This is a genomic window from Pontibacter litorisediminis (assembly GCF_029360645.1).
GTDB classification, from domain to species: domain Bacteria; phylum Bacteroidota; class Bacteroidia; order Cytophagales; family Hymenobacteraceae; genus Pontibacter; species Pontibacter litorisediminis.
Map to the genome: position 1 here is coordinate 376,238 of NZ_JARDUA010000001.1, position 25,825 is coordinate 402,062.

22 protein-coding genes are annotated in these 25,825 nt (G+C 52.5%); 11 read left to right on the forward strand and 11 right to left on the reverse strand.

The genetic code is table 11. The annotated features are described in order from the left end of the window. Nucleotides 1–112: 112 nt before the first annotated feature. The gene (locus PXG97_RS01690) at nt 113–367 is read right to left on the reverse strand and encodes a hypothetical protein (RefSeq protein ID WP_276495981.1); all 255 of its coding nucleotides are present in this window, start codon (nt 365–367) and stop codon (nt 113–115) included. A gap of 111 nt (nt 368–478) precedes the next feature. Here PXG97_RS01690 and PXG97_RS01695 point away from each other — a divergent pair, with 111 nt between their 5' ends. The 4 genes from PXG97_RS01695 to PXG97_RS01710 all read left to right on the forward strand — a co-directional run bounded on the left by PXG97_RS01695 (nt 479) and on the right by PXG97_RS01710 (nt 6,085). After that, nucleotides 479–2,737, forward strand: a complete 2,259-nt coding sequence (locus PXG97_RS01695; protein WP_276495982.1) for an efflux RND transporter permease subunit — start codon at nt 479–481, stop codon at nt 2,735–2,737. Nucleotides 2,738–2,803: 66 nt separating this feature from the next. Further along, a complete protein-coding gene (locus tag PXG97_RS01700) occupies nt 2,804–3,385 on the forward strand; it encodes a hypothetical protein (RefSeq protein WP_276495983.1) in 582 nt (193 codons plus the stop codon). A 164-nt stretch (nt 3,386–3,549) separates the two neighbouring features. Continuing rightward, nucleotides 3,550–5,493, forward strand: a complete 1,944-nt coding sequence (locus PXG97_RS01705; RefSeq protein WP_276495984.1) for an AAA domain-containing protein — start codon at nt 3,550–3,552, stop codon at nt 5,491–5,493. A 79-nt stretch (nt 5,494–5,572) separates the two neighbouring features. Next, nucleotides 5,573–6,085 (forward strand): FKBP-type peptidyl-prolyl cis-trans isomerase, encoded by a 513-nt coding sequence (locus PXG97_RS01710; protein ID WP_276495985.1) that lies wholly within the window; start codon nt 5,573–5,575, stop codon nt 6,083–6,085. A gap of 888 nt (nt 6,086–6,973) precedes the next feature. Here the strand turns inward: PXG97_RS01710 and PXG97_RS01715 are convergent. Beyond that, on the reverse strand, nt 6,974–8,155 hold the full coding sequence (locus PXG97_RS01715) for a Gfo/Idh/MocA family protein (protein WP_276495986.1): 1,182 nt from the start codon (nt 8,153–8,155) through the stop codon (nt 6,974–6,976). 85 nt (nt 8,156–8,240) lie between these two features. Then, entirely contained in the window at nt 8,241–8,825 is a 585-nt protein-coding gene (locus PXG97_RS01720) for an acyl carrier protein phosphodiesterase (protein WP_276495987.1), read from the reverse strand. 147 nt (nt 8,826–8,972) lie between these two features. Between PXG97_RS01720 and PXG97_RS01725 the strand changes: the two genes are divergently transcribed. Beyond that, the gene (locus PXG97_RS01725) at nt 8,973–9,473 is read left to right on the forward strand and encodes a pyridoxamine 5'-phosphate oxidase family protein (protein ID WP_276495988.1); all 501 of its coding nucleotides are present in this window, start codon (nt 8,973–8,975) and stop codon (nt 9,471–9,473) included. A gap of 123 nt (nt 9,474–9,596) precedes the next feature. Next, nucleotides 9,597–10,322 (forward strand): spheroidene monooxygenase, encoded by a 726-nt coding sequence (locus PXG97_RS01730; RefSeq protein ID WP_276495989.1) that lies wholly within the window; start codon nt 9,597–9,599, stop codon nt 10,320–10,322. A 328-nt stretch (nt 10,323–10,650) separates the two neighbouring features. Here PXG97_RS01730 and PXG97_RS01735 read toward each other — a convergent pair whose 3' ends face one another. The 3 genes from PXG97_RS01735 to PXG97_RS01745 form a co-directional block, all read right to left on the reverse strand. Next, nucleotides 10,651–11,175, reverse strand: coding sequence for a DUF1003 domain-containing protein (locus PXG97_RS01735; RefSeq protein WP_276495990.1), 525 nt, complete (start codon nt 11,173–11,175; stop codon nt 10,651–10,653). A 69-nt stretch (nt 11,176–11,244) separates the two neighbouring features. Next, complete coding sequence (locus PXG97_RS01740) at nt 11,245–11,373, reverse strand: hypothetical protein (protein ID WP_276495991.1); 129 nt, start codon at nt 11,371–11,373, stop codon at nt 11,245–11,247. A 35-nt stretch (nt 11,374–11,408) separates the two neighbouring features. Next, complete coding sequence (locus PXG97_RS01745) at nt 11,409–12,086, reverse strand: DsbA family protein (RefSeq protein ID WP_276495992.1); 678 nt, start codon at nt 12,084–12,086, stop codon at nt 11,409–11,411. Between the two features lie 930 nt (nt 12,087–13,016). Here PXG97_RS01745 and leuS point away from each other — a divergent pair. Continuing rightward, entirely contained in the window at nt 13,017–15,785 is a 2,769-nt protein-coding gene (gene leuS / locus PXG97_RS01750; RefSeq protein WP_276495993.1) for a leucine--tRNA ligase, read from the forward strand. A 130-nt stretch (nt 15,786–15,915) separates the two neighbouring features. Continuing rightward, on the forward strand, nt 15,916–16,764 hold the full coding sequence (locus PXG97_RS01755; RefSeq protein ID WP_276495994.1) for a universal stress protein: 849 nt from the start codon (nt 15,916–15,918) through the stop codon (nt 16,762–16,764). A 98-nt stretch (nt 16,765–16,862) separates the two neighbouring features. Here the strand turns inward: PXG97_RS01755 and PXG97_RS01760 are convergent, their stop codons facing one another. The 4 genes from PXG97_RS01760 to ispG all read right to left on the reverse strand — a co-directional run bounded on the left by PXG97_RS01760 (nt 16,863) and on the right by ispG (nt 20,210). Beyond that, nucleotides 16,863–17,363, reverse strand: a complete 501-nt coding sequence (locus PXG97_RS01760; protein ID WP_276495995.1) for a MarR family winged helix-turn-helix transcriptional regulator — start codon at nt 17,361–17,363, stop codon at nt 16,863–16,865. A gap of 224 nt (nt 17,364–17,587) precedes the next feature. Next, nucleotides 17,588–17,944, reverse strand: a complete 357-nt coding sequence (locus PXG97_RS01765; RefSeq protein ID WP_276495996.1) for an MmcQ/YjbR family DNA-binding protein — start codon at nt 17,942–17,944, stop codon at nt 17,588–17,590. Between the two features lie 6 nt (nt 17,945–17,950). Then, entirely contained in the window at nt 17,951–18,118 is a 168-nt protein-coding gene (locus PXG97_RS01770) for a DUF6728 family protein (RefSeq protein ID WP_276495997.1), read from the reverse strand. Nucleotides 18,119–18,233: 115 nt separating this feature from the next. After that, nucleotides 18,234–20,210, reverse strand: coding sequence for a (E)-4-hydroxy-3-methylbut-2-enyl-diphosphate synthase (ispG, locus tag PXG97_RS01775; protein ID WP_276495998.1), 1,977 nt, complete (start codon nt 20,208–20,210; stop codon nt 18,234–18,236). Nucleotides 20,211–20,379: 169 nt separating this feature from the next. Here ispG and PXG97_RS01780 point away from each other — a divergent pair, with 169 nt between their 5' ends. After that, nucleotides 20,380–20,898, forward strand: coding sequence for a flavodoxin family protein (locus PXG97_RS01780; RefSeq protein ID WP_276495999.1), 519 nt, complete (start codon nt 20,380–20,382; stop codon nt 20,896–20,898). A 16-nt stretch (nt 20,899–20,914) separates the two neighbouring features. Then, on the forward strand, nt 20,915–21,271 hold the full coding sequence (locus tag PXG97_RS01785; protein WP_276496000.1) for a hypothetical protein: 357 nt from the start codon (nt 20,915–20,917) through the stop codon (nt 21,269–21,271). Between the two features lie 60 nt (nt 21,272–21,331). On the opposite strand, the gene PXG97_RS01790 is transcribed toward PXG97_RS01785, so the two are convergent. Then, the gene (locus tag PXG97_RS01790; RefSeq protein WP_276496001.1) at nt 21,332–23,521 is read right to left on the reverse strand and encodes a glutamine synthetase III family protein; all 2,190 of its coding nucleotides are present in this window, start codon (nt 23,519–23,521) and stop codon (nt 21,332–21,334) included. A gap of 267 nt (nt 23,522–23,788) precedes the next feature. Here PXG97_RS01790 and PXG97_RS01795 point away from each other — a divergent pair, with 267 nt between their 5' ends. After that, complete coding sequence (locus tag PXG97_RS01795) at nt 23,789–25,630, forward strand: LTA synthase family protein (RefSeq protein ID WP_276496002.1); 1,842 nt, start codon at nt 23,789–23,791, stop codon at nt 25,628–25,630. Nucleotides 25,631–25,825: the final 195 nt, after the last annotated feature.

Below are 25,825 nucleotides of genomic sequence, written 5' to 3' on the forward strand. Positions count from 1 at the left end.
CCTTCGGCAAAGTATAGCTCCATCAATACGCCATTGGCTTGATTTAGAATCTGCTAAAATAAAAAAGCCCTCTACCAGTATAGCAGAGGGCGATATTAGACGATGTATGCTGCTACTGCGCCTTTTCCTCTTTGGCAGGCTGCGATGTTTTAGCAGCATCCTTTTTCGCGCAGCAGGATTTAGTTTCCTTGGCAGCTGTCATGTGGCAACTCTCTGCCTTCGTGGATGCCTTTTTATCTTTCCTGTTCTTGCCGTCCTGCTGCGTGTGCTCTTTCGTGCATTTGCCGCCTTCGCAGGCATACGCCGGCGACACCAATCCGGCTCCCAGGAAGCAGGCCATTGCCAGGGTTAAAGCTGTTCTCTTCATTGTACAGGGTATTTTTATTTAAACAAAATGATCTGTTGTCCAGTTGTTTCAGGCGTAAATGTACATGCTTGATGTACAACACGAAATGACTTTCATCAGCTTTACATTGCCTTGAAATACAGAAAACTAAGTTATCTGGTGTTGTTATCGGTGGGGCTGCTTACGGCCCTTAGTTTATACTATGCCTCTCACCTGCGTTTCGACTATAACTTCGATAACTTTTTCCCGAAGGGGGATCCGGACCTGGCCTATTACTTCAGCTACCGCGACAAGTTTGGCAACGACAACGATTACCTGCTCATTGGCCTGGAAAACCAAGGCAGGACCCTTTTTAACCAGGGTTTCCTGACTAAAGTAGACAGCCTGACTAATTTTTTACAGCGGCAGCCCCACGTGGAGGCGGTGCTCTCTCCCACCACTGTTAAAAGCCCGGTGATCGAGCAGTTTGGTTACTTTGAGATACCCTACCTGCACCCTTACGAGCCGGAGCGATACGAGCAGGACTCCAGCAACATTTATACTTCCCGCGAGCTGATCGGCACCTTGTTCTCTGAAGATGCCACGGCCGTGTCGCTTTTTGTGCAGACAACAGACAACCTGGGCAAGGGCGCCAGCGACACACTGATGGCCGCTTTGAACTCGAAGCTAGAGCAACTGCAGCTGCCGCAAACGCACGTGGCCGGCAAGGCGCTGGCACAGTCAGTGTTCGTGGACCGGATGCAGGTGGAGCTGGCCATTTTCATGTCGGCGGCCATCGTGCTGGTGGTCCTGTTTCTGTGGATAGCCTTCCGTACTGCATGGGGGGTGCTGGTGCCGCTGGTAGTGGTGCTTTTGTCAGTGGTTTGGGCCATGGGGGTCATGGGCCTCTTTAATAAACCCATTGATCTAATGACGGTGCTGCTGCCAACGATCATGTTCGTGGTGGGCATGTCGGATGTGGTGCACATCCTGTCGCGTTACATCACAGAAGTGGGCAGAGGCGTGCCCAAGCTGCCTGCGTTAAAACTGACGGTGAAAGAGGTAGGCATGGCCACCTTCCTCACTTCCTTTACCACCGCCATTGGCTTCCTGACGCTGCTGACTACTGCCATCGTGCCTATACGGAACTTCGGCCTCTACACCGCTATCTCCATCGGGTTGGCGTACCTGCTGGCCTTTTCGGTGCTGCCGGCCATACTTTTACTTATCAAGGAGCCGAATAAGGCGCGGGCGCGTAAGGCAAGTTTTTCTTGGCCGGTGATGCTGCGCAACCTGCTGCGGTTCGTGCTGCTGCACCCCAAAGCCATACTTGCCTCCAGCGCAATTGTCGTGCTTTTAAGCCTGGCAGGCATCAGCCAAATCAGAGTGGATACCACCATGCTGGAGGACTTGGGGGATGAGGACCCGATCATCCAAGACTTTCTGTACTTTGAGGACAAGTTCTCCGGTGTGAGGCCTTTTGAGCTTCACCTGATCGCTGGTGAAGGCAAGACAATGTTCGACGCCGAGGTGCTGCAGGAGCTGGCTGAGCTGGAAAATTACCTGCACAACACGTACCGCCTCAACTTTATCACCTCCCCTGCCACGGTCGTGAAAACACTGAACCGGGCACAGAACGGTGGGCTGAAAGAGTATTATGCTTTACCGGAGACGGAGGCTGAGCTGCAGCGTGTGAAGCGCCGGCTGCAGGCCTTCCGCAACCGCAGCGAATTGCGCAGCCTGGTTACCCCAGATGCCACAGAAGGCCGGCTGAGCGGTAAAATGAAAGATTTTGGCAGCGCGCGGGCCACGGCTCTCAACGACTCGCTACAGGAGTTCATCAGCCAAAACATAGACCCTCGCCTGCTGCAGACGCGCCTGACGGGCAGTGCCCCGCTTATGGATAAGAACAACGAGTACGTGACGGCCAACATGATGCAGGGGCTCCTGATTGCTTTCGCCGTGATTGCCGTAATCGTGGGCCTGATTTTCCGCTCCTTCCGGATGGTTGTCATTTCACTCATCCCCAACATTATCCCGCTTTTGATGATCGGGGGCATGATGGGCTTTATGGGGGTGAAGCTGACGGTATCTGTCTCCATTATCTTCACCATCGCCTTCGGCATTGCCGTAGACGACACCATTCACTTCCTGAGCAAGCTCAAGCTGGAGCTAATGGCCGGCAAGTCGCTGCCCTATGCGGTGAAAAGCACGTTTATCTCGGCAGGCAAGGCCATTATCATCACCTCCTGCATCCTGGTGGGCGGCTTCCTGACGCTCGTGCTCTCCACCTTCGACGCCACCTACTATGTTGGCCTGTTTGTGAGCCTGACGCTGATTTTTGCCGTGGTAGCCGACCTGCTTTTGCTTCCGGTGCTGCTGCTGTACTTTTACCGCCATCCTCAAAAATAAATTAGGCCTAATCCAATAAGGTTGGCCATATTTGCGTGTAAATTGAAGGATAAGTACAGAAGAGAGATGATGAAGAAGCTATTTGCCGTGGCCATACTTTGCCTTTCAATGGCTGGTGCGCAGGCACAAAACCAGGTTCAGCAAGAGGATAAGTTGGCTGCGTTGATGAATGAGCGGGAACAGCTGATTTTAGAGTACCAGTACCTGAAACAGCAGAACAGCAGCTTCTGGGGCACACAATCTAAAAAAGACCTGCTCAGCGTTATCGAAACGCTAAAAAAAATCATTAACCTGGATACGGAGCTTGTGGCTGCCGTGAAAGAGAACAGCCTGCGGGAGTATGCCAAAAATACCGTGCAGAGCAAGCGCGAAGGCAAACTGACCCTGGAGGACCAGCGCAATTTCGAAAAGCAGATCAGTAGCCTGAAAAGCGAGGTAAAAACGCTGGAGAGCACCATCCGCAAGAAAGACCGGGATATGGCCGAGCTGCAGACGCAGGTTAAAGCAAGCTATGATGTGAAGTATGGCAAGGATAAGGTGATTACGGTATTGGCCGTAGGTGCTTTTATACTCCTGCTCTATGCCGTTTTCCTGCAGATACGCCTGAACAAGGCTAACACGAAGGTGCGTAAGAAAAAGAAAGTATAAACTTATGCTTTGCTGTGGCAGGCGTGAATCATCGGGGGATGAAAATTGTTATATCTTCTGCTACAGACACATAGAACATTGCAGGAAACAAAACGCACCTGCACAACATATATTTAAAAGTATAAAGGCTGGGGCAACACGACCAGCCTTTCTTTTTATCCTACATGAGCGAAATAATATTTGAACTGAAGCAGGTACAGGAACTGCTTAAGATAGAACAGGAAGAGGACCGCCAGCAGTACAAGATCAAAAGCCTGAAAAGCACCATAACTGAGCGCAAGGAGATGGGCTTCTGCTGGTATCCGGTCACCATATCCAAAGAAGAGATCGGCTTCGGCAACAAGGTGGTGGTGGAGCTGGAGCGCACTAAAGACCGTGACCAGCTGCACCTGTTCCAGGTAGGCAAGACGGCCGCACTTTTTAGCAACCAAGGCGAGCGCCAAAGTATAAACGGGGTGATTGTGGGGCTAAAGCGCAACAAGGTACAGCTGGCCACGAACCGTGAGGACCTTCCCGACTGGATTGACGAAGGGCGCCTGGGCATTGACCTCACCTTTGATGAAATGAGCTACCGCGAAATGGAGATAGCCATGAAGAAGGTGATTGAGGCTTACAAAACTCGCCTGGCAGAGCTGCGCGACATCCTTCTGGGTGACATGCCGGCCCGTTTCACCGAGGCTACCATGAGCGATATCCCGGCGCTGAACCCCTCGCAGAACGAGGCGGTGCGCAAGATTGTGCAGGCCAAGGATGTGGCTATCATTCACGGTCCTCCGGGCACGGGCAAAACTACCACGCTGGTACAGGCTATCCTCAAAACGCTGGAGACACAGAAGCGTCTGCTGGTAACGGCTCCTTCCAATACGGCGGTAGATTTGCTGACCGAGAAACTAGCCAACGAGGGTGTGAACGTGATACGTATCGGTAACCCGTCGCGGGTATCAGACGTGCTGCTGGAGCACACGCTGGATGCGCAGATCATGGAGCACCGGTCTTACAAGAACCTGAAGGATTTCCGGAAAACAGCAGAGGAGTATAAGCGCATGGCTGGGCAGTACAAGCGAAAGTTCGGCCATGAGGAGAGGATGCAGCGCCAGTTTTTCCGGTCCGAGAGCAAACGCTTGTTGGATGAGGCCGACCGTGTGGAGGAATACATTACGGAGGACCTGCTCAATAACGTGCAGGTAATTACCTGCACCCTGGTAGGCGCGGCCAACAAAGCCATACGCCACCTGGAGTATGACACGGTGTTTATCGATGAGGCGGCGCAGGCGCTGGAGCCCGCCTGCTGGATCCCTATCTCCCGCGCCAAGCGCGTGGTGCTGGCCGGCGACCACTGCCAGTTGCCCCCTACCGTAAAATCGTTTGAGGCAGAGCAGAAAGGCTTGGGCAAGACATTGTTTGAAAAATGCATTGAGCGGCAGCAGGATGTTTCGGTGATGCTGAAGACGCAGTACCGCATGCACCACCACATCATGGAGTTCTCGAACCAGCAGTTTTACAAGGGTGAGCTGATGGCGCACGAGAGCGTGCACAGCAGCGATTTGCACCAGTACAACCCGCACTTCGCCCCTGGCCTGGCCGTGGAGTTTGTGGATACGGCTGGTTGCGGCTACAACGAGGTGGAGACGCCAGAGAGCACCAGCTCGGCTAACCCCGATGAGGCGAATCTGCTTCTCAACCACCTGGCGCACCTGCTCAAAGACTACAGCCATGCCGATGAAGAAGTAGAGCACCTGCGCATCGGGGTGATCGCCCCTTACCGCGCCCAGATCAACTACCTGGAGGACCGCGTGGAGCACATGCCGCAACTGCACGAGCTAAGGCAACTGCGGCACCTGTCGGTGGGCACGGTAGACAGTTTCCAGGGCCAGGAGCGCGACATCATCTACATCAGCATGACGCGCAGCAATGAGCAGGGGGAGATAGGCTTTTTGGCAGACATGCGCCGCATGAACGTGGCCATGACAAGGGCCAAGAAAAAAATGGTCATTGTAGGCGACAGCGCTACACTTAGCCAGCACCCATTCTACGCGGCCTTCCTGAATTACGTAGAAAGTATACATGCCTACCGCAGTGCCTGGGAGCTGCAGGAACTAATGGCCTAAAGCCCGGAAAAGTTATACAAAATTTAGAGGTCTGGAGATTATTCCTTACCTTTCTTAAAACAGAACAAAACACGAAGACATGAAGATTGAAAAAAACAGCGTAGTCACGCTTACCTATGAGCTACGCATCATGGACGAGCAGGGCGAGCCTAATCTGATAGAAACAGCCGACAAAGAGCACCCTATGGTGTTTATCTTTGGCATGAGCGGTCTTCCGGAGCAGTTTGAGGAGAAGCTGGACGGACTGTCGGCTGGTGATACTTTTGACTTTACACTGGACGCAGAAGAAGGCTACGGCAGCCAGGACGAGAATGCTATTGTGGACCTGCCAAAGAATGCGTTTGAAGTAGAAGGCGCTGTGCCTGAGAACATGCTGGAGATCGGTAATTTCATCCCCATGACGGACACCGAAGGCAATCAGTTGCAGGGCCGTGTGGTAGATGTGACCGCAGATACTGTGAAGATGGACTTCAACCACCCATTGGCTGGCAAAGCGCTCTCCTTCAAAGGCAAAGTGGAGAGTGTGCGTGAAGCTACCAAAGATGAGTTGGACCACGGCCATGTGCACGGCGAAGGTGGTGTACACCACTAAGAAGCATTAACCTATACTACCAAAGGCGCGACAGAAGCTATTCTGCCGCGCCTTTCTATTTTGGTGCTTCCCTTCAAACTTCATTCCCAAAGAAAGGCTTGAATAATAGCTGCATCATAAGTATTAATCAATTATTTTCTGAGGCTGCTTATCCTCTCTTACCACATCAGGCCCCACAGATGTTAACCCATATCCAGAGAGCTTCTCTCGCTAGCTCAAAACTGGCTTTTTGGCTAGTCCAGAGGAGGAAATTCTGCAGTTCCGGTTCCAACACCCCCTGCCTCTCCTTGTATAAGGAGGGGAATTTGGCTGAAGCTCCGTAAGCGGTGGCTATCGAAATGATACCCAGTCTTCGGGTTGAGCGCCTATGCGAGTTTTTCCGGTGCCGAGCCGGAGGCGAGGCAGCCCGAGGCACGAGGGCAGGATAAGCTCCCAGCGCGATGCCCTTATCGAGGGCCCCTACCCCCAAGACGAGCCCTCTCGGGCTAGAGAGCACCAAAGCCAGAAGTGAGACGAGCAGGTTGTAAAGCCAGGGATGAACAGCAGCTAGTAAGAATAGCTTGCATCAAGTTGCAGAAAGCCGAGGCTATGAGAGGCACAAGCGGACGCTTGCGCCAGAAAAGACTTGCAGAGTGAAGTATAGCCCATGTATAGGATATACCTTTTTCAGCCTCTCAGAAAAAAATCTGAGAGTATCGTAAGGCACGAGTTAAAAACTCGCGCCAGCGGAGGAGAGAATGAAAACCGCGTATCTGGAAATCCGCAGCAGAAAAGCTCCGGACAAGGATGTCCGGAATAGCTCGAATACTAATCCAAGAGAATAGCAAGCCACCGGCTATAAGCCCGCGTCAGCTATAACGAGCAGCCGCTGTAATAAGAGCACCTAAGCTATACCTTAATCTCCACCCGCTTACCGGTATCAGCAGCCTCGTAAATTGCCTCCAGAATCTGTACATCCCGCAAGCCCATCTCGCCAGGCACGCGCGTTTCTTTGTTATCTTTAATGCATTGGGCAAATGCATCCATTTGGCGGGCCTGCTGGTTCACCTGGGGCAGGTTCATAGGCCCTTCACTGGTTTGGCCTTTTATGCCGGAATAGCTGTAAGCAGGCTCTAACCGCCACCAGCCCTTCGCCGCTTTGCCCGATAAAAGACCCGCATTTTCGTTATAACTGGTACGGCAGTTAGCTTTGGCACCACTCGGAAACTCCAGCACCCACTCAATCGACTGCTCCACCTCATCAAAGTACTCCGGCCGCGTCACTTCCCCATACTTGGCAGTCACAGCTACCGGGTTCTCACCCATGGTATAAAGGGCGCCCTGCACGCAATAAATACCCAGGTCCATCAAGGGGCCGCCGCCCGCTAACTTTTTATCCAATCGCCACGCCTCAGGGTCGCCGCTGAACACAAAGCTGTCGGCAGCCTCTATCTCCTGCACCGGCCCATACACCTGCTGCTGCCCCAGCTCCATTACCCGCTGGTTGTGCGGCTCAAAGTGCAGCCGATACCCGATCGAGAGGCGCACCTTGTTTTCTTTGCAGGCCGCTATCATGCGGCGGCAGTCTTCGGCAGAGGTAGCCATGGGCTTTTCAGAGATGATGTGCTTTTTAGCTTTCGCCCCTCTTATGCTATATTCAGCATGCATGCTGTTGGGCAGCACAATGTAAATGATGTCGATGTCCGGGTTATCGGCAATCCGGTCATAAGTGTCGTAGTTGTAGATGTTCTTGTCTGGAATGCTGTACTTGCGCTTCCACTCTTCGGCCTTGGAGGGCGTGCCGGTAACGATGCCGGCCAGATAGCAATGCTCTGTTTCCTGAAGGGCTGGTGCCAATTGGTTCGTGGCATATCGGCCCAAACCTACCAGGGCTATGCCTAGCTTCTTTTTTGGGGCAACCTGCTGCCCCGCCTGCTGCGCCTGTTCTGCGTTCTTTTCTGATCCGGACGATTGGCACGAGGCGGCAAATGAAACCAAGGGTAGGCCCATGGCCGTTGCCCCGAAGGCCAGCGATACTTCTTTTAGAAATCTGCGGCGGTTGTGCCGGAAAAGGAGGTTTGTCTGTATCATAGCGATGTGCGCGAAAGTGTTTCTTCTATACTTCAGAAGTATAAGTAGAAGAAGATAAAAGGTTTAGCACACCGTCACCGCAGTTTTAAAGCTGCTCCTTTACCTCTGCCACATAACGCTCCAACTCCGGGAAGAAAACCTGAAAATCTGCCAGGTATAACTCATACTGCTCTACCAGTTCCTCGCCAGCCGTCTCCATACCTGATACGAACTTAGTACGCCGGCTCATGCCCTCCAGTGCTTGCGCGATTCCGTGTACCTGGGCGTAAGACTCCAGCCAATTCTGGCGCTGCATGTAAGTAAACAGATGCTGCACGCGCGGGGGCAAGATGCCATAGTGCCGCCGGATCAGGCCGTAAGTCTTTTGCACAAAATTACCTAGGGGCTCCCGGGCGTACTGCTCAAAGTTGCGGGCCAGGAAATGGTCGTAATACATATCGGCGATAACCGGAGAGAACTTTCTATACCTTGGGCGCAGACGGGCTTTAGTTTCAGCCACGATGGGGTGGGTGTCAGTATAGGTATCGATGAGGCGGTGCAGGTAAATACCCTTTGCTACGCCGGGTTCGTATTGCTCTGCCTGCCGGCCCTTCACTGCATCGGCGATAAAATTGCCCAGCAACAGCTCATCGTCTGTTCCGGAAAGGTAAATGTGTGCCAGGTAGTTCAAAAGGCTGTGTTAGGGTTAGGTGAAAAGTATAAACCGGCTGCTGCGCCTATTGTTTTAGCGCACTCTGCTAGACTTTAGTTGCAACGGGCGAGCCAGGAACCCTAAGCCGTAGAGCCGCGTAATCAAACACAAACAAGATATAAAGCTATGAATAACGACCCAAATACAAAGGAAAACCTTTCCAAGCTGGTAGATAAGATAAAAGACGTAAAGATTGCCATGATGACCACGGTGGACGATGACGGCACCCTGCGCAGTCGGCCCATGAAGACACAAAAGACAGAGGCTGACGGCGATTTGTGGTTCTTCACAGGCTTTGAGTCTGGCAAGTCGCACGAGATTGCGCACGACTCGCACGTGAACCTCAGCTACGCAGACCCGAACGATAACCTGTATGTTTCTGTGTCTGGAAGGGCACAGGTACTGCGCGACCAGCAAAAGATAGACGAACTCTGGAGTGCTGATATGAAGGCTTGGTTCCCGGGCGGCAAAGAAGATAAGAATATTGGCCTAGTGCGTGTCAGAATTGAGAAGGCAGAGTACTGGGACACCCCAAGCAACACCATGGTGACGCTGTTCGGCATGGTGAAGGCTGCCATTACCGGAGAGCCAGCCAAAGGCGGCGAAAACAAAAAAATCAATCTGTAGTGTTACAGATATAAAAATCTCTCTGCAGCACCTGCCGAACATTTTGTTTTGGCAGGTGTTCTTTTTTGAGAGCTACAAAAAAACATACCTTTAAGCATAAGCAGCATACAGAACCACATGCACATGCCCTCCCCCCGCCTCACCACCCTTACCCTGTTCGGTATCCGCAGCGGCCACATCCGTTGGGGCTTGGCCCAAATGGGTACCTCCGGCCCGAAATTGCAGCAGGTGCCTGGGCTAAAATTCTATAAGTTGCTGGGGAGCGGACACGGCAAAGGCTTTAGTATGAAGCCAAACTTCCGGCGCTATGGCATGCTGTGCACCTGGGAGAGTGAAGCTGCCGCCGATGCCTTTCTTCAGGAGTCTGAGTTGATGCAGGAGTACAGCACCCACACCGATGAGGCCTGGACTGTTAAGCTGCTTCCTTACCAAGCACATGGGCGGTGGGACGGGCAGGAGCCTTTCTCCCCCACCCTTCCTGATAAACATGAGAGCGGCCCCATCGCCGTCCTGACACGGGCAAGTATAAACTGGCTCGCCTTACCCAGCTTCTGGCGATTCGTACCTAAAACAAGTATCGCCTTGGATACAGCAGAAGGCCTGATTTGCTCCATAGGCTTAGGCGAACTTCCTTTGGTGCGGCAGGCGACGTTTAGTGTATGGGAGTCGGGGGATGCGATGAAGGAGTATACCTATAAAAATCCGCTGCACCGGGAGGTAATGCGCCGCACCCGTGCCGAGAACTGGTACAGCGAAGAACTTTTCGCCCGCTTTAAACCCATCAGCAGCCACGGCACCTGGGCTGGCGCGGACCCACTACAGCAGGTACTGGCGCAGGCGATTCTCTAGATCATCCCTCTCAGATCAACAGGTTAAGCTTCAACCACTCTCCTTGCCTTCTTAAACACCCCACTACACCTACAGCAAAAGCGAAAAGTATTTGTGGGGGAAATATCTCGCCATCCTGCTCAAGCAAGCCAGTAAGTACAGGGCCACACAGCCAAAGCTCTGACAACGCCCCAAGTCCAACAATCCCATACAGCTCTTCAATTAATGGCCATGTGGATGTTATGTGTAATCAGGCGCTACCTTATTGGGCAAATGTTTGAAATGTTTCCATACCTTATCATGTGTTTACGGGACGCAGGAAAACTTAAGGAGGTGCAGGTTGTTAAAGTCAGCTATGGTTCTTTTTCTTTAGCTGCTCCATAATGTCCTCTAATAGGTCTAGCTGCAGCTGCTGTATCTCTACCAGGTGCTGGTTCTGGTGCATCAGCAGGTGGTCTACCTTCTCGTGCAGCAGCCTGATCTCCAGCTCGGCCTTCAGGTTTACCTTATAGTCATGCTCGGACCGAAGTCGGTCTTTGGCCTCCTGCCGGTTCTGGCTCATCATGATTATTGGCGCCTGTATGGCGGCCAGGCAGGAAAGTATAAGATTCAGTAGGATGAACGGATAAGGGTCGAAAGGCCTGGCAGCCAGCATGTACACGTTTACCGCCATCCAGAGCAGCAGAAATGAAAAGAAGAGGAGAATGAAGGTCCAGCTGCCGCCAAAAGTGGCTATACGATCGGCCATGCGGTCGCCGAGGCTTATCTGCTCCTTCAGGTTAGCCTCTACGTTAGAAGAGAGTAGCTCTTCCCGGTTTATGCTTCTCACCACCTCCTCTTCCAGCTCGGTTAGCTCACCCAGCTCCTGCCGCAACAGCCGTTCTAGGTATAATTTCCGGTACTTGGCCAGCACATCAGAGGCGACAAACTGCTCCTCGTCAAACTAAGGGTAGTCTGCCTGTATCAACTTAAGCACACTATCCCGTATGGCTTTGCCAGGCACCAGCAGGTGCTGCGGCAGTCGTCTTTTTGTTATTTGGCAAAGGCCAAACGGCTCGCGGTGGTGGCTCATAGGAAGGGATTGGGGCTTTTCGTCCTTCTACAGGTTTACTCCCCTGAAGGGTTTTGGTCTGGGGCCAACTGCTGCAACACACGCTCTAGGTGTGCTTTCATGCCATCGTAAGGCCTGTAGCCACGGCTAATAAGGTGGATGCTGGTACCGTTGAGCAAGTACAGGCTCGGGAATGCGGAGGCTTGCAGGTGACGGGCAATGGTGAAATCCTGCTGCGTTTTCTCCTTCATTTCCTCCGAGTGGTACTTCTCCAGAAAAGATTCTTCCTCCACGCCAAACGTAGACGCTATACTTGCCAGTACCTCGGGCTTTGTTACATCGTTGTTGTTTGCGTAGAAAGCGCTTTGTACCGCCTCCGCCATCTCAAACTCCTTTTCTGGCTGCAGGTAGCGCATGGTAACCACGGCACGGCAGCTAGGCTCGGTATCATAAACAAAATCCTCCCGATCAAAGAAAGTGTAGTCAAATGGCTGCTCGGTTATCTTCTCCACATCCTGCCAGTGGTGCCGTATCCCCTCTTTCATTTGCTCCTCCAACGGCTTCTCCGTGCCGGGGCGCAAACCGCCCATAATCAGCTTAAATTGCATCTTTCCCTCCTGCTCTGCCACCAGCTGCTTGATTACCGGTGCAAAGCCATAGCACCAGGAGCACATCGGGTCCATCACATAGATCAGGTGGATGATATCCAGTAAGTCGTGTTTCTTCTGTTCCATGGCGCAAAGGTAGAAATTTGGTGGATTTATACTTTGTTTTACGAGGAAGCCAAGGTTCATGTAATGGGTAAATGGAATGGGACTTACAGCCATTCGGACGTTACCCAAACGTTTTTTAGGTGTGTTTTATCCTAGCGTATGTGTCCGCTAGTGACAATTTCATTTTCTTGTCACAGGCCTGGAGAATCTTTGTACTACAGTAGCGCCGGCTCTCCGGCTTAACTGGCTTGAAAAGCCATACATATACTTTGGCTATACTTTATACTTCTCTGGCGCAAGCCTCCGCTTGTGCCTCTCTTAGTTTCTGCTCCCGCTGCCTAAACTGAGTTTGTAGCTCGTGCTTTCCCTATTGCAACTGCTTCCTGCAATCTGAACCAAGCTGTCCTTGCTAGCTACTGCTTATCCATAACCTTACCACCTGCTCGTTTCATCTCTGGCTTTGGCTCCCTCCAGGCCGGGAGGCCTCGCCTTGGGGGTAGGGGCCCTCGATAAGGGCATCGCGCGGTGTACATTTCCTTTGCTTGACCTGCGGTCTCCGCAATTTCGCTAAAGCGAAACCGTAAATCTACAAGGCGCTCAACCCAAAGGCTGTGTAACATTTCGATAGCTACTTGCTATGCAACATGAACCAAGCTCCCTCTCCTGTTTTTAGGAGAGGGCTGGGGTGAGGTGAATCCCCTCCTGGGCGGAGTTGGGGTGGGTCTATACTTCTGCTGACACTTCGCCTGTTGCCATGAAACTTATACTTTGCAAAAAGCATACTCCTGCCTTTCTACTCCAGGTGAAGCCTAACCTTCTTCCCGAAATAAGAAGCACCAAAACCGCTCCACCGCCCGCGATTTACATTTTAGCCATTCCGCAATTTAACAATCCAACAATTAACAATTATCTTAGCAGCTTAACTAGGAACAAGCGAACACACGATACACTATGTCAGAGTATAATTTCAATAAAATTGAGAAGAAGTGGCAGCGTTACTGGGAAGAAAACCAGACTTTTAAAGCCACCGCTACCAGCGACAAGCCAAAATACTATGCCCTCGACATGTTTCCGTACCCTTCCGGTGCCGGATTGCATGTAGGTCACCCACTCGGCTACATCGCCTCTGACATCGTGAGCCGCTACAAGCGCCTGAAAGGCTTTAACGTGCTGCACCCTATGGGTTTCGACGCCTTCGGATTGCCCGCGGAGCAGTATGCCATTCAAACAGGGCAGCACCCGGCTATCACCACCGAGCAGAACATCCAGCGCTATGTGGAGCAACTGAAGAATATCGGCTTCTCCTTTGATTGGGAGCGAGAGATCCGCACTTCCGAGCCGAACTACTACAAGTGGACGCAGTGGATCTTTATGCAGCTGTTTAACAGCTACTACAACTACAGCACAGATAAAGCCGAGCCGATAGACGCCCTGGTGCGCGTGTTTGAGCTGAGTGGAAACGAGCAGGTAAACGCCGCCTGTGATGAGGATACACCGGCTTTCTCCTCAGTTGACTGGAATAATTTTAACGAGCAGCAGAAGTCTGAAATCCTGCTCAAGTATAGATTGACTTATGTAGCCGAAGCCGTGGTGAACTGGTGCCCTGCCCTGGGCACAGTACTGGCCAACGACGAAGTAGTGGGCGGCGTGTCAGAGCGTGGCGGTTACCCGGTGGAACGCAAGAAAATGCGCCAGTGGATGATGCGCATCACGGCTTATGCCGAGCGTTTGCTGCAAGGTCTGGAGCAAATCGACTGGCCGGAGCCGATCAAGGAAATGCAGCGCAACTGGATCGGCAAATCCGTGGGTGCCGAGCTTGACTTTACCGTGGAAGGTGCGGAGGATAAGATCAAAGTCTTTACAACGCGCATTGATACGATTTATGGGGCTACGTTTGTGGTGCTGGCACCGGAGCACGAGTTGGTGGAGCAGATTACCACCGATGCACAGCGCCAGGCAGTCGAGGAATACATAACCATCGCCAAAAACCGCTCGGAGCGTGAGCGCATGACGGACGTAAAGACCGTAAGCGGTGTGTTTACCGGTGCATACGCCATCAACCCCATCTCGAAAGAAAAAGTACAGATATGGATTGCCGATTACGTATTGGCCGGCTATGGCACGGGTGCCGTTATGGCCGTACCAGGGCATGACAGCCGCGACTACGCCTTTGCCAAACATTTTAAACTGCCGATAAAGCAAGTAGTAGAAGGTGGCAACCTGGAAGAAGAGGCTTATGCGGGCAAAGAGGGCAAGATCATCAACTCCGGTTTCCTGAACGGGCTGGAGGTAAAAGACGCGATCAAAGCAGGCATTGCTAAGGCTGAGGAACTAGGCGTGGGCAAAGGCCGCACGCAGTACCGCATGCGCGACGCTGTGTTCAGCCGCCAGCGTTATTGGGGAGAGCCGGTGCCAGTATACTTCAAAGATGGTGTGCCGCACCTGATCAAAGAAACTGAGTTGCCACTGGAGCTGCCAAAGATAGACGCCTACCTGCCCACCGAAACTGGAGAGCCGCCATTGGGCCGTGCCGTAGATTGGAAGTATGAGAACCAATACGAGTATGAATTGAGCACTATGCCGGGCTGGGCAGGCAGCAGCTGGTACTGGTACCGTTACATGGACCCGCAGAACGACAGCGCCTTTGCCGATGCAGATATCGTGAAGTACTGGCGCAACGTGGATTTATACATTGGAGGTTCGGAGCATGCTACCGGTCACCTGCTGTACTCCCGCTTCTGGAACAAGTTCATGTTCGACATGGGGCTGGTGGTGGAGCAGGAGCCGTTCAAGAAGCTCATCAACCAGGGCATGATCCAGGGCCGCTCCAACTTTGTATACCGCATCAACGGCACGAACAAGTATGTGTCCTTTGGGTTGAAAGATCAGTACGAGACCTCGCAGCTGCACGTGGACGTGAACATCGTGGAGAACGACGTGCTGGACCTGGAGGCTTTCAAAAACTGGCGACCGGAGAATGCTGATGCCGAGTTTATACTCGAAGACGGCAAGTATATCTGCGGCGTGGAGATCGAGAAGATGTCGAAGTCGAAGTATAACGTGGTGAACCCGGATGACATTGTAGAGCGCCAGGGAGCTGACACGTTGCGCATGTACGAGATGTTCCTGGGTCCGCTCGAGCAGTTCAAGCCTTGGAACACCAACGGTATGGATGGCGTGCACAAGTTCCTGAAGAAGTACTGGAAGCTGTTCTTCGACAAAGAGGGCAACCTGCAGATAACCGATGAGCAGCCAACGGCAGAGGAGCTTAAATCGCTGCACAAGACGATCAAGAAAGTAGAGGAAGACATCGAGCGCTTCTCGTTCAATACCTCCGTTTCCACCTTTATGATCTGCGTGAACGAACTGAGCCAACTCAAGTGCCACAAACGCGCGATCCTGGAGCCGCTCACGGTGATCCTCTCCCCTTACGCGCCGCACATTACCGAGGAGCTGTGGCAGCAACTGGGGCACACGGAGAGCATCAGCTATGCAGAGTTCCCGCAATGGAAGGAAGAGTACCTGGTAGAGAATACCTTTGAGTATCCGGTGTCTGTTAACGGAAAGATGCGCGCCAAACTCACCTTTGCGCTGGATGCCCCGCGCGAGGAGATCGAGAAGGCTGTGCTGGCTGAAGAGCAGGTCACGAAGTTTTTTGATGGGAAAGCACCAAAGAAAATAATTATTGTGCCTAACAAAATCATTAACGTGGTAGTATAAACTATCCCCACATACCAACTAACTAGCAAAAAGCCGCTGCAGCCTACGTGCTGGGCGGCTTTTTGACATAAATGGACTCGGCAGAACATCTTCGTCCGTATTTTGCGTAGTGAAGAGAAAACCCTCTGCTATGTTGCGATTACTTGTAGCCACAGATTTTTCGGATAATGCTGCCGCTGCGATGCGCACCGCGCTGCTGCTAGGCCGAAGCTATACCGCTGAGGTGATCTTTTTGCATGCCATGGACCGCCCTCTGGTGCCAGCCACCTCGCCGCCTGAAATTTACAATAGCATTTATCAGGCTGAGCAACAGGAGCTGGAGCAAAGACTACAGCAGCAGGTGCAAGAGCTGTCTCAGGAACTGGACCTGCGGCCCCGGGAGGTGCTTAAAAGCGTTCAGATCTTGCCCACCCCTGTTGCCCTTTCAGTTTTACAGCTCATCAGTAGACGAAACATCAGGTTGGTTATAATGGGCAGCAGCGGCGTGAGCGGTTTTAAGCGCTTGCTTATGGGCAGCAACACCACCGAAATGATCCGCCTTACACCAGTACCGTTACTGATCGTTCCGGGAGGATATAATTTCAGGGGCTTCCAGAAGATAACTGTGGTGATAAGGATGAAGCGCTTCGGAAACAGGCCAGGCTTATCTATTCTGGACAGGCTCTCCCACACCTACAGCGCCTCTGTATACTTCCTTTTTATACTTGATGAGGAAGACAGCGAACCTGAGGCTGTAGCTTTTGCGCAAACGGAGGAGTTGGCGAAGGGGCTGCCCCATGAGGTGATCACCATCCGGAGAAGAGACAAGAATGAGGAGCTGGAGCGGCATCTGCAAAAAACGCGTACCGACCTGCTGGTTTGGCTGCCTATGCCGGGTGGTTTCTGGAGAGACTCCATGTCGGAGAGCTTTACGGAGGAGATAGCCGCTGAGGCTGGCCTGCCCCTGCTGGTTATCCCCCACTTAAAGGAAGACGATTGAGCTAAAACAGAAAGGTGACAAGATCAGCAGCAGCCAATCCTGTCACCAATACTTGTTTGTTTTAAGGTGTAAGGTTAGGTAATGTTTAGAGGATGTTATTAAGCGCTCACCGCCTCAGGGGAAGCTAGCCGTACTTCTGCAGATGCGATGGAATCCCGCACCTTGGTAAGCAGCTCTACCAGGGTGGCGGCTTCTTCCTCGGTAAGGCCCTGCATCAGTGAGTCAAGCTGATACAATTCATCATCAACCTTGGCTAATAATGCAAGCCCCTTCTCAGAGATCAGAATATTCACCAGGCGCTTGTCAGTTGCGTTCTGTGCTACAGTAACAAAGCCTTTCGCGTTAAGACGGCTTACCAGTCGCGAGGCGTCAGACATTCTATCGAGCATTTTCTCGCGCAGCAGAGAAGTGGAGATTGGTTTCGGAAACTGGTCCCTCAGAATTCGCATAGCGTTATACTGCTGGCTTGTGAGAGAGAATTTCTTAAAGAAACCATCGTACCCATTGCTCAGAAAGCCATGGGTGTACAAGAGGCTTATACTGGCCTTTTGCCACTCATTCCGAAAGGAAAGGATGCTAAGTTGATCGTTAAGGTTCATAGTTTGTGTTAAGGTGAGTTTCATCAATTATAAGAAAAATAACGCAAACAATAAACTCTTAACACAATAAAATAATGGCAAAATCGTTTGAAAAGAGCGAAACATGTGAATGGCAACAAGTTAGCAGGGCAACATCGATGTAGTTACACCGGAAAGTTATCCTTCCTGCCCCCTACTCCACAGCGCCTGTCCTGCATTCTTAAAAAAGAGGAGCGCAGACAAGATCACAGCATGCCAAGCTCCTGCCTCTTCGCCTTCTTTAATTTGGCTGCCACTAACGTATAAGAATCCTCTATCCATTGCCTTAGTAGCGCATCGGGTAAGCCTGCCTCCGGCAGCACCGCATTCCAGTGCAGCTTATTCATGTGATAGCCCGGCTTTACCTGTAAGTAAGTTTCCCGAAGCTCCACTGCCTTTTCCGGGTCACATTTCAAGAGAATACCTTTGTTGAACTCAGAGATACTGCACAGCGCAAACATCTTACCGCAGACCTTGAAAACGAGTGTATCCTCATCAAAGGGCGTCTCCTCGGTAGTGCCTGCCTTTGCCAGGCAGTAGTCCCTGAACTCCTCTATGTGCATGTTGCTTTAAATGTGCTTGATGATAAAGTAAACGAGACCTGCTAAAAACATCAGGATAGATATTTTATTGATGGTATGCATCGTGCGCAGGTTAAAGTTGGTTTTGCGGTTAGGGTCCTTTTTACGAAAAAAATAGGTAGCCACTTCCGTCAGGTCAAAAAGTCCCTTCTTCATAATACATGGTGTTTTGTTGTAAAAAGAAGTATAAAGCCCTCTTTCGGAAGGTTTATACTTGTGTAATAGGTGCATCAGGTACACCGGTTCCCTAACCAGAAGCTAGCAAACAGACTTATGCTTCCTCCTCCAGCCCCACCGGCTCTATCCACCTGTTATCTTCTCTGATCAATTCAATCAACTCGTCGACGGCACGCTCGGCAGCCACCGCTTTCTTGACTACCGTCTGCCCGCGGTAAAGCGCGATCTTGTCTTTGCCTACGCCCACGTACCCGTAGTCGGCGTCAGCCATTTCGCCAGGTCCGTTTACAATGCAGCCCATGATGCCGATCTTCACTCCTTTCAAGTGATCGGTGCGTTTGCGGATCATGGCTGTGGTTTCCTGCAGGTCGAAAAGGGTGCGGCCGCAGCTTGGGCAACTGATGTACTCTGTTTTGCTCATGCGCGTGCGGGCAGCCTGCAGAATGCCGAAGCTTAACTTGTTCAGGGTGTCTATGGTCTGCAGTTCCTCCTGCTTCTCCTGTGCCGGCAGCAGCTCTGTGCCCAGCAGCACACCGTCACCTAAACCGTCTACCAGCAAGCCTCCAACATCCGTTGCCGCGTACAGCTGCACCTGGTCTGGCGTGAGCTGCCCAAATGCCCGTTTAATGATGCATGGTGTTGGCACCCCATTGTTCATCAGGCGGATAAAGCACTTGCGCAGCTCCGGCATCGCATGTTCGTTGTGCGTGTGCAGCACCAGCACGGCCGTCTTGTCCTGCTTCAGCGCCTCCATCAGCTCCGGCGTAATATCGTGCACCGTGGCAAGTATAAAATTCAGCTTATGGTGCCGTTCCGCACTGCTCAGGTATTCCTGGGTATGCATCAACGGGTGGCGGTCCTCCCGCTGCTCCGCCTGCTGCCACGCCTGATGGTTCACGATCTCCTTGAGGCCGTTTGGCAGCATAAATGAAATGGGGCTGTCTCCGGTGTAAATGTAGTCAGCACCCAGGTCGTTCATGTTGAACTTATCGAGCAGCATGGAGTACAAATGTCCTACAGCTTTTAAGTCAGCATACTTTACATCCGTGAGCCGGCTCAGGTCGGCCACCACGCGTGGCACATTCAGCCCGCCCAGATTCTCCACTTCCATCGTCTCACGGCGGTGGTACTGAAACGGATTGATCGGGTTTTGACATATCGGCTTGATCGGCTGCGCCTTCTCTGCCCGGTGCGTATAGCGGTCGATCAAGGCCTGTGCCACGGGAGCCTCCGCCTCCGGGGCCTCCGTCAGCGACACCCGCACGGTATCACCCAGGCCGTCTTCCAGCAGGGTGCCGATGCCAACCGCAGACTTAATGCGACCATCCTCTGCCTCTCCGGCTTCCGTTACGCCCAGGTGCAGCGGGTACGGCTGCAGACCTTCCTCCTCCAGCTTCTGCACCAGCAAGCGGTAGGCCTGCACCATCACCTGCGTGTTCGATGCTTTCATCGAAATCACGATATCATAGTAGCCTTCGTCCTCGCAGATGCGGATAAACTCCAGTGCGCTCTCCACCATGCCCAGCGGCGTATCGCCATAGCGGCTCAGGATGCGGTCTGACAAGGAGCCGTGGTTGGTGCCGATGCGCATGGCGGTGCCATGCTCTTTGCAGATGCGCACCAGCGGCACAAATCGCTCGCGAATACGATCCAGCTCGGCCTGGTAAGAGGCATCGTCATACTCAATCACCTGGAATTTCTTCTTGTCGGCATAATTGCCCGGGTTCACGCGCACCTTCTCCACGATATGGGCAGCCACCTCAGCGGCATTCGGGGTAAAGTGGATGTCGGCAATGAGCGGCACATTATAGCCGCGCCTGCGCAGCTCATCCTTGATGTTTTGCAGGTTTTCCGCCTCTTTTATACTTGGCGCTGTGATGCGGATGTACTCGCAGCCGGCCTCGATCATGCGGATGCACTGCTCCACCGAGCCCAGGGTGTCCATGGTATCCACCGTGGTCATCGACTGCACCCGAATGGGGTTGTCGCCCCCCACCGGGACGCCCCCAATGTTTACCACGCGTGTTTTACGGCGCTCATACGCTATCAGGCTCGGGCAGTATGAATTCATTGTATGTTCAAGTTGACAATCCATGTGTATCTTTAACTAAAGTAGCGGCTGCTTTGTTCAATTGGCAAAATACGTAATTTTCCGGGCAACCCGCAGCATCAAATTGCCTTTCAATGTATGGCAGCTAACAATATACCTTTAACTTCAGGTTTAACACCAAAATACAGGTATGCTACCGATTTCCGCTAAAGAACCCCTTATTATACTTGCCAGCGCCCGTCGTCACGGCGACACGGAATCGCTGGTAAAAAGACTCTTCTCAGGTAAGGATCATAAACTGGTTAACCTTTTGGACCACCACATCAGCCCTTACTCCTACTCGGGCAAGTATGGCGCAGAAGACTGCTTTCCAAGTATAGCCGACCAGCTGCTGCAGCAGGACCGCATCATATTGGCGACGCCTGTCTACTGGTACAGCATGAGCGGCTTGCTCAAGACCTTCTTTGACCGGCTAACGGACCTGGTGACGATCGACAAGCCCAGCGGGAGGCGGATGGCGGGAAGAAAAGTATATGTGGTGGCGGTGGGAAGCGACCCGGAATGGCCCTTAGGCTTTGAAGAACCTTTTAAACTGACAGCGGCCTACTTTGGGATGGAGTACTGCGGCGGCTACTACTGCCCCACCTCAGATCTAACACTGCAAAAGCTACCGAAGGCAGCTTCTTTCGTAGAACAAGTATACAGCTGATATACAGATGATCTACATGCACCAATTTTTACCTCGGAACACTGCAGAAAGGCTACAGAAACTGCAGCACTGGGGCCGGCTGCGGCAGGGGCAGCTTGGCCAGGCCTATTACCTCACCAAAGACACGGTGTTGCAGTACCTGCGCCACCAGATAGAGCGCGGCAACTGGCGCGAGGTGCAGGAGGTACTCAGGGGGAAGCCCATGACTAGCACAGGCAGGTTTATCTTTCGTGAGCTGCGCGACCGGGTGGTTGGCAAGCTGATCATGCGGCTGGCCCTGCGAAAAATCATCGCCGTGGGGCTGGCACTGGTGCTGCTCCCGGTCATACTGGCCCAGGTAACGGGGGAGCTCCTCCGAAAAGTAAGGCACTAAAAAAGCGAAGGCACCCTGCTACAGGTGCCTTCGCCCCAACCTAAATAAAACATCTATCGCTTAGTGACGGAACAGCAGTTCGCGGTACTTTACCAGCGGCCAGTCCTCGTCGTCCACCATTAGCTCCAGCTTGTCTACGGCGTAGCGGATAGGCTCAAAATAACTTAGCACCTGCTCGTTATACATGATGGCACGCTCACGGGCATCCTCTTCTTTATTGGCCACCTTGCGGGCATTTACCATGTCGCGCACATTTTTCTGGATAGAGGTGATGTGGTTTGACATTTTCTTGATGCCTTCAACGGTGGTCTGGCTATACTCATCCTCCAGACCTAGCTCTTTCAGGCCGCGTACGTTCTGGATCAGCTTGTTCTGATAGTCTATTGCCGTCGGGATAACGTGGTTCATGGCCAGGTCGCCCATGATGCGCGACTCGATCTGAATTTTCTTCACATACTCCTCCAGCAGGATTTCGTGGCGGGCCTCCAGTTCCACCTCAGTAAAGATGCCGTGCTTGATGAATACCTCTTTTACCGCTTCGCTGGCATACACATCCAGGGCACGCGGGGTAGATTTAATATTAGAAAGGCCGCGACGGGCTGCTTCCTCCTCCCACTCCTGCGAGTATCCATTGCCCTCAAAGCGAATAGCCTTGGAAGCCGCCACATACTCACGCAGAATCTGAATGATGGCCAGTTCTTTCTTCATGCCAGACTCGATCAGCTCATCCACAGACTTGCGGAACTCCAGCAGTTGATCCGCCACAATAGTGTTTAGCACCGTCATCGGAGAAGATGAATTTGCTGTAGAACCAACCGCCCGGAACTCGAACTTATTGCCCGTAAAAGCAAACGGAGAAGTACGGTTGCGGTCAGTGTTGTCGCGTAATACCTCTGGGATGCGGTCGATGCCCAGCTTCAGGTACATGTTGTCGCCTTTCTCTATAGGCACTTTGGAGGTGCGCTCAAACTCATCCAGCACCGCCGTTAGTTGCTGCCCGATAAACACCGACATAATAGCCGGAGGAGCCTCGTTGGCGCCCAGGCGGTGGTCGTTGCTGGCAGAGGCAATGCTGGCACGCAGCAGGTCGGCGTGGGTATAAACCGCTTTAATGGTGTTGATGAAGAAAGTCAGGAACTGCAGGTTCTCCTTCGGCTTCTTACCCGGACTCAACAGGTTTACACCTGTATTGGTGCTCATGGCCCAGTTGTTATGCTTTCCGCTGCCATTTACACCCTTGAATGGTTTTTCATGCAGCAGCACCTTAAAATTATGGCGCTCGGCCACGCGGTCCATGATGTCCATCAACAGCTGGTTGTGGTCCACGGCCAGGTTGGCATCCTCAAAGGTAGGGGCGCACTCAAACTGGTTTGGGGCCACCTCGTTGTGGCGTGTTCTCAGCGGAATGCCCAGGCGCAGCGCCGTTTTCTCGAAATCCACCATAAAGGCATGCACCCGGCTCGGGATGCTGCCGAAGTAGTGGTCTTCCAGCTGCTGCCCTTTGGCCGGGGAGTGGCCAAACACGGTACGGCCGGAGATCACCAGGTCAGGGCGCGCCTCATACAGGGCTTTGTCTACCAGGAAATACTCCTGCTCGATGCCCAGTGTGGTATTCACTTTCGTTACATCTTTATCAAAGAACTGGCAAACCGGTACAGCCGCATCGTTCAGGAGCTTGAGCGACTTCAGAAGAGGTGTTTTATAGTCGAGCGCCTCACCGGTATAAGACACAAATATAGTTGGGATACAAAGGGTGCGGGTTCCGGCGTTTTCAATCAGGAAGGCCGGAGAAGACGGGTCCCAGGCGCTATAGCCGCGGGCTTCAAACGTGTTGCGGATACCGCCGCTCGGGAAAGAGGAAGCATCCGGCTCCTGCTGCACCAGTGCGCTGCCCTTAAAGCTTTCAATCGCTTCCCCATCGCCGGATAGATCAAAGAAGGAGTCGTGTTTCTCGGCAGTGGAGCCTGTAAGGGGCTGGAACCAGTGCGTATAATGCGTGGCCCCTTTGCTCATGGCCCAGGTTTTCATAGCGGCGGCTACAGCGTCTGCCAGGTCGCGGTCTACTTTCTCACCGGCCTCGATTGTGCGCTGCAGGCGCTTGTAGTTTTCGTTAGACATGGTGGAGCGAAGCGCGGCGTTGCCAAACACGTTCTCTCCAAAATAGTCTGAAATGATGTGGGAAGGCAGCACCACCTCTCCGGGTTTGTGCTGGCTTGCCTGCTCCAGCGCTTTGAATCTAAGAATTGCCATGGGGGTTATCGGGTTAGGATTGAATAACAGCAGCAAATATATGCATAAATGATAAAACCTAAACACACCCCCTTAAAAAATAGGGGGTGTAACGAGGAAATTTATCCATTCTTAACAAGACCCCTCAATTTGCAATACCCCTTTTAAGAGTTGGCTACCTCAAACTATGGAACCCCCTTCCTGAAGCGCACCCTACTCTGAAGAAGCAGAAACTAACTCTTTCCATAAACTGTTATGGAGGGCTGACATATACTTTATATTTGCGCCGTGAAAAACCGCGTCCTTTATCAACCCTTATACTTCCTGTTCTGGATACTATACTTTATAGTCGCCAGGGCCATTTTCCTGGTGTACCACCTCGACAGAAGCTCGGAACTCGCCTCCTCAGATGTTCTCCATACCTTTGCCTATGGACTGCGGCTCGATGCCTCTTTTGCGGCTTACATCAGCATACTGCCGTTCCTGCTGCTGCTCGTTTCCGCTTTGTGGCAGCGCTTACCAGTAATCAAAATCATCCGCTACTATACTATTGCGCTGCTCGTGCTCTTATCTACCCTGCTCAGTGTGGATTTGGAACTGTACAGCCACTGGGGATTCCGGTTAGATGCCTCTCCCCTGCAGTACCTCAACTCGCCTGCCGAAATGGCTGCCTCTGCCGCCACTGCGCCTGTCTTTATACTTTCATTGGTAACGCTGGCGGTCTCGGCTATCTTTATACTGCTGTACCGCCGTTTCTTTGATCTGGCCACGTATAAGCTGCGGCTGAACAAGTGGTTGATGGCAGGAGCATCCCTGCTGTTTGCCGCTTTGCTGGTGCTGCCGCTGCGCGGGGGCTGGCAACAGATCCCGATCAACCAGAGCGTGGTATACTTTTCAGACAAGCCTTTTGCCAACCATGCTGGCTTAAACATGCCCTGGAACCTGATGCACGCCCTGCTGAAGTATGAAAAGTCGGCCAGCAACCCCTATCACTATATGCCAGAGGAGGAGGCTGCGGAAATGGTGCAGGCGCTTTATGCTGCCACTGAGCCAGACTCAGCCGCAAACCTGCTGCGGGTGCAGAAGCCGAATGTGCTCTTCATTATCCTGGAGAGTTATACCGCTAAGTTCGTGGAAAGCCTGGGTGGCGAGAAAGGCATCACGCCCAACCTCGATAAACTGGCCGCCGAGGGTGTAAACTTCACCAGCATCTACGCCGCCGGTGAGCGCAGCGAAAAGGGCATGGTGGCGCTGCTAAGCGGCTACCCCGTACAGACCACCACCTCTATCATCAAATACCCGCAGAAAACAGAGAAACTGCCCCAGCTAAGCCAGGTGTTTGAGGCCCAGGGTTACAGCACCAGCTACTACTACGGTGGCGAGCTAGAGTTTGCCAACATCAAGTCTTACCTCCGCAACGGTGGCTACGACAGGTTGATCGACAAGTATGATTTCGACCCGAGCTCTTATAACTCGAAGTGGGGCGCACACGACCATGTGTTGTTTGAGCGGGTGCAGCAGGACCTGAAAAAAGAAAAACAGCCCTTTTTTACCACGGTTTATACCCTGAGCAGCCACGAACCCTTCGAGATCCCGATACCGGCGAAGTTCCCCGGCACCGATGAGGAAGCCTTGTTCCGCAACAGTGTGTACTATACTGACTGGGCTTTGGGCAAGTTTATAGAGGAGGCAAAGCAGCAGGACTGGTGGCAAAACACTATTGTGGTATTGGCCGCTGACCACGGTCACCGCCTCCCTGGCAACGACCCAAATCATGCCCCGGCAAAGTTCAGGATGCCTTTTGTACTTACAGGCGGGGCCTTGGCCAAAGGAGGCGTAACAGTAGAGGGTATCGGCAGCCAGACCGATATTGCCGGCACACTCCTGGCACAGCTGCAGCTGCCGCACCAGCAGTTCTCGTGGAGCCGCAATTTGCTGGCCCCAAGCTCCTCTCCTTTCGCGTTTTATGTATACAACGATGGCTTTGGCTATATCACCCCAAAAGGTACCCTGGTATATGACAACGTGGCCAAACAACCTGTTATCAGGGAAGAAGGCGTAACAGAGGAGCAGCTGAAGGCAGGGCAAGCTTACATGCAGGCCTCTTTCGAAGACTTTGTAAGGAAATAGTAGTGATTCAGGTGTATGAAAATGACTTATTAAAAAGCGTGTCAAAGTCCTTGCATAGTCATCAGGCACTGATGTACAATAAGCCTTTCACTGTACTGCTTTCATCAGTGTAACCCCGCTACTACTTTCATTATCAAGCCTTAAGCATCTTTACATTCTCCTGCATCTTCCAATCTTCAAACCCGAACTTCTCCA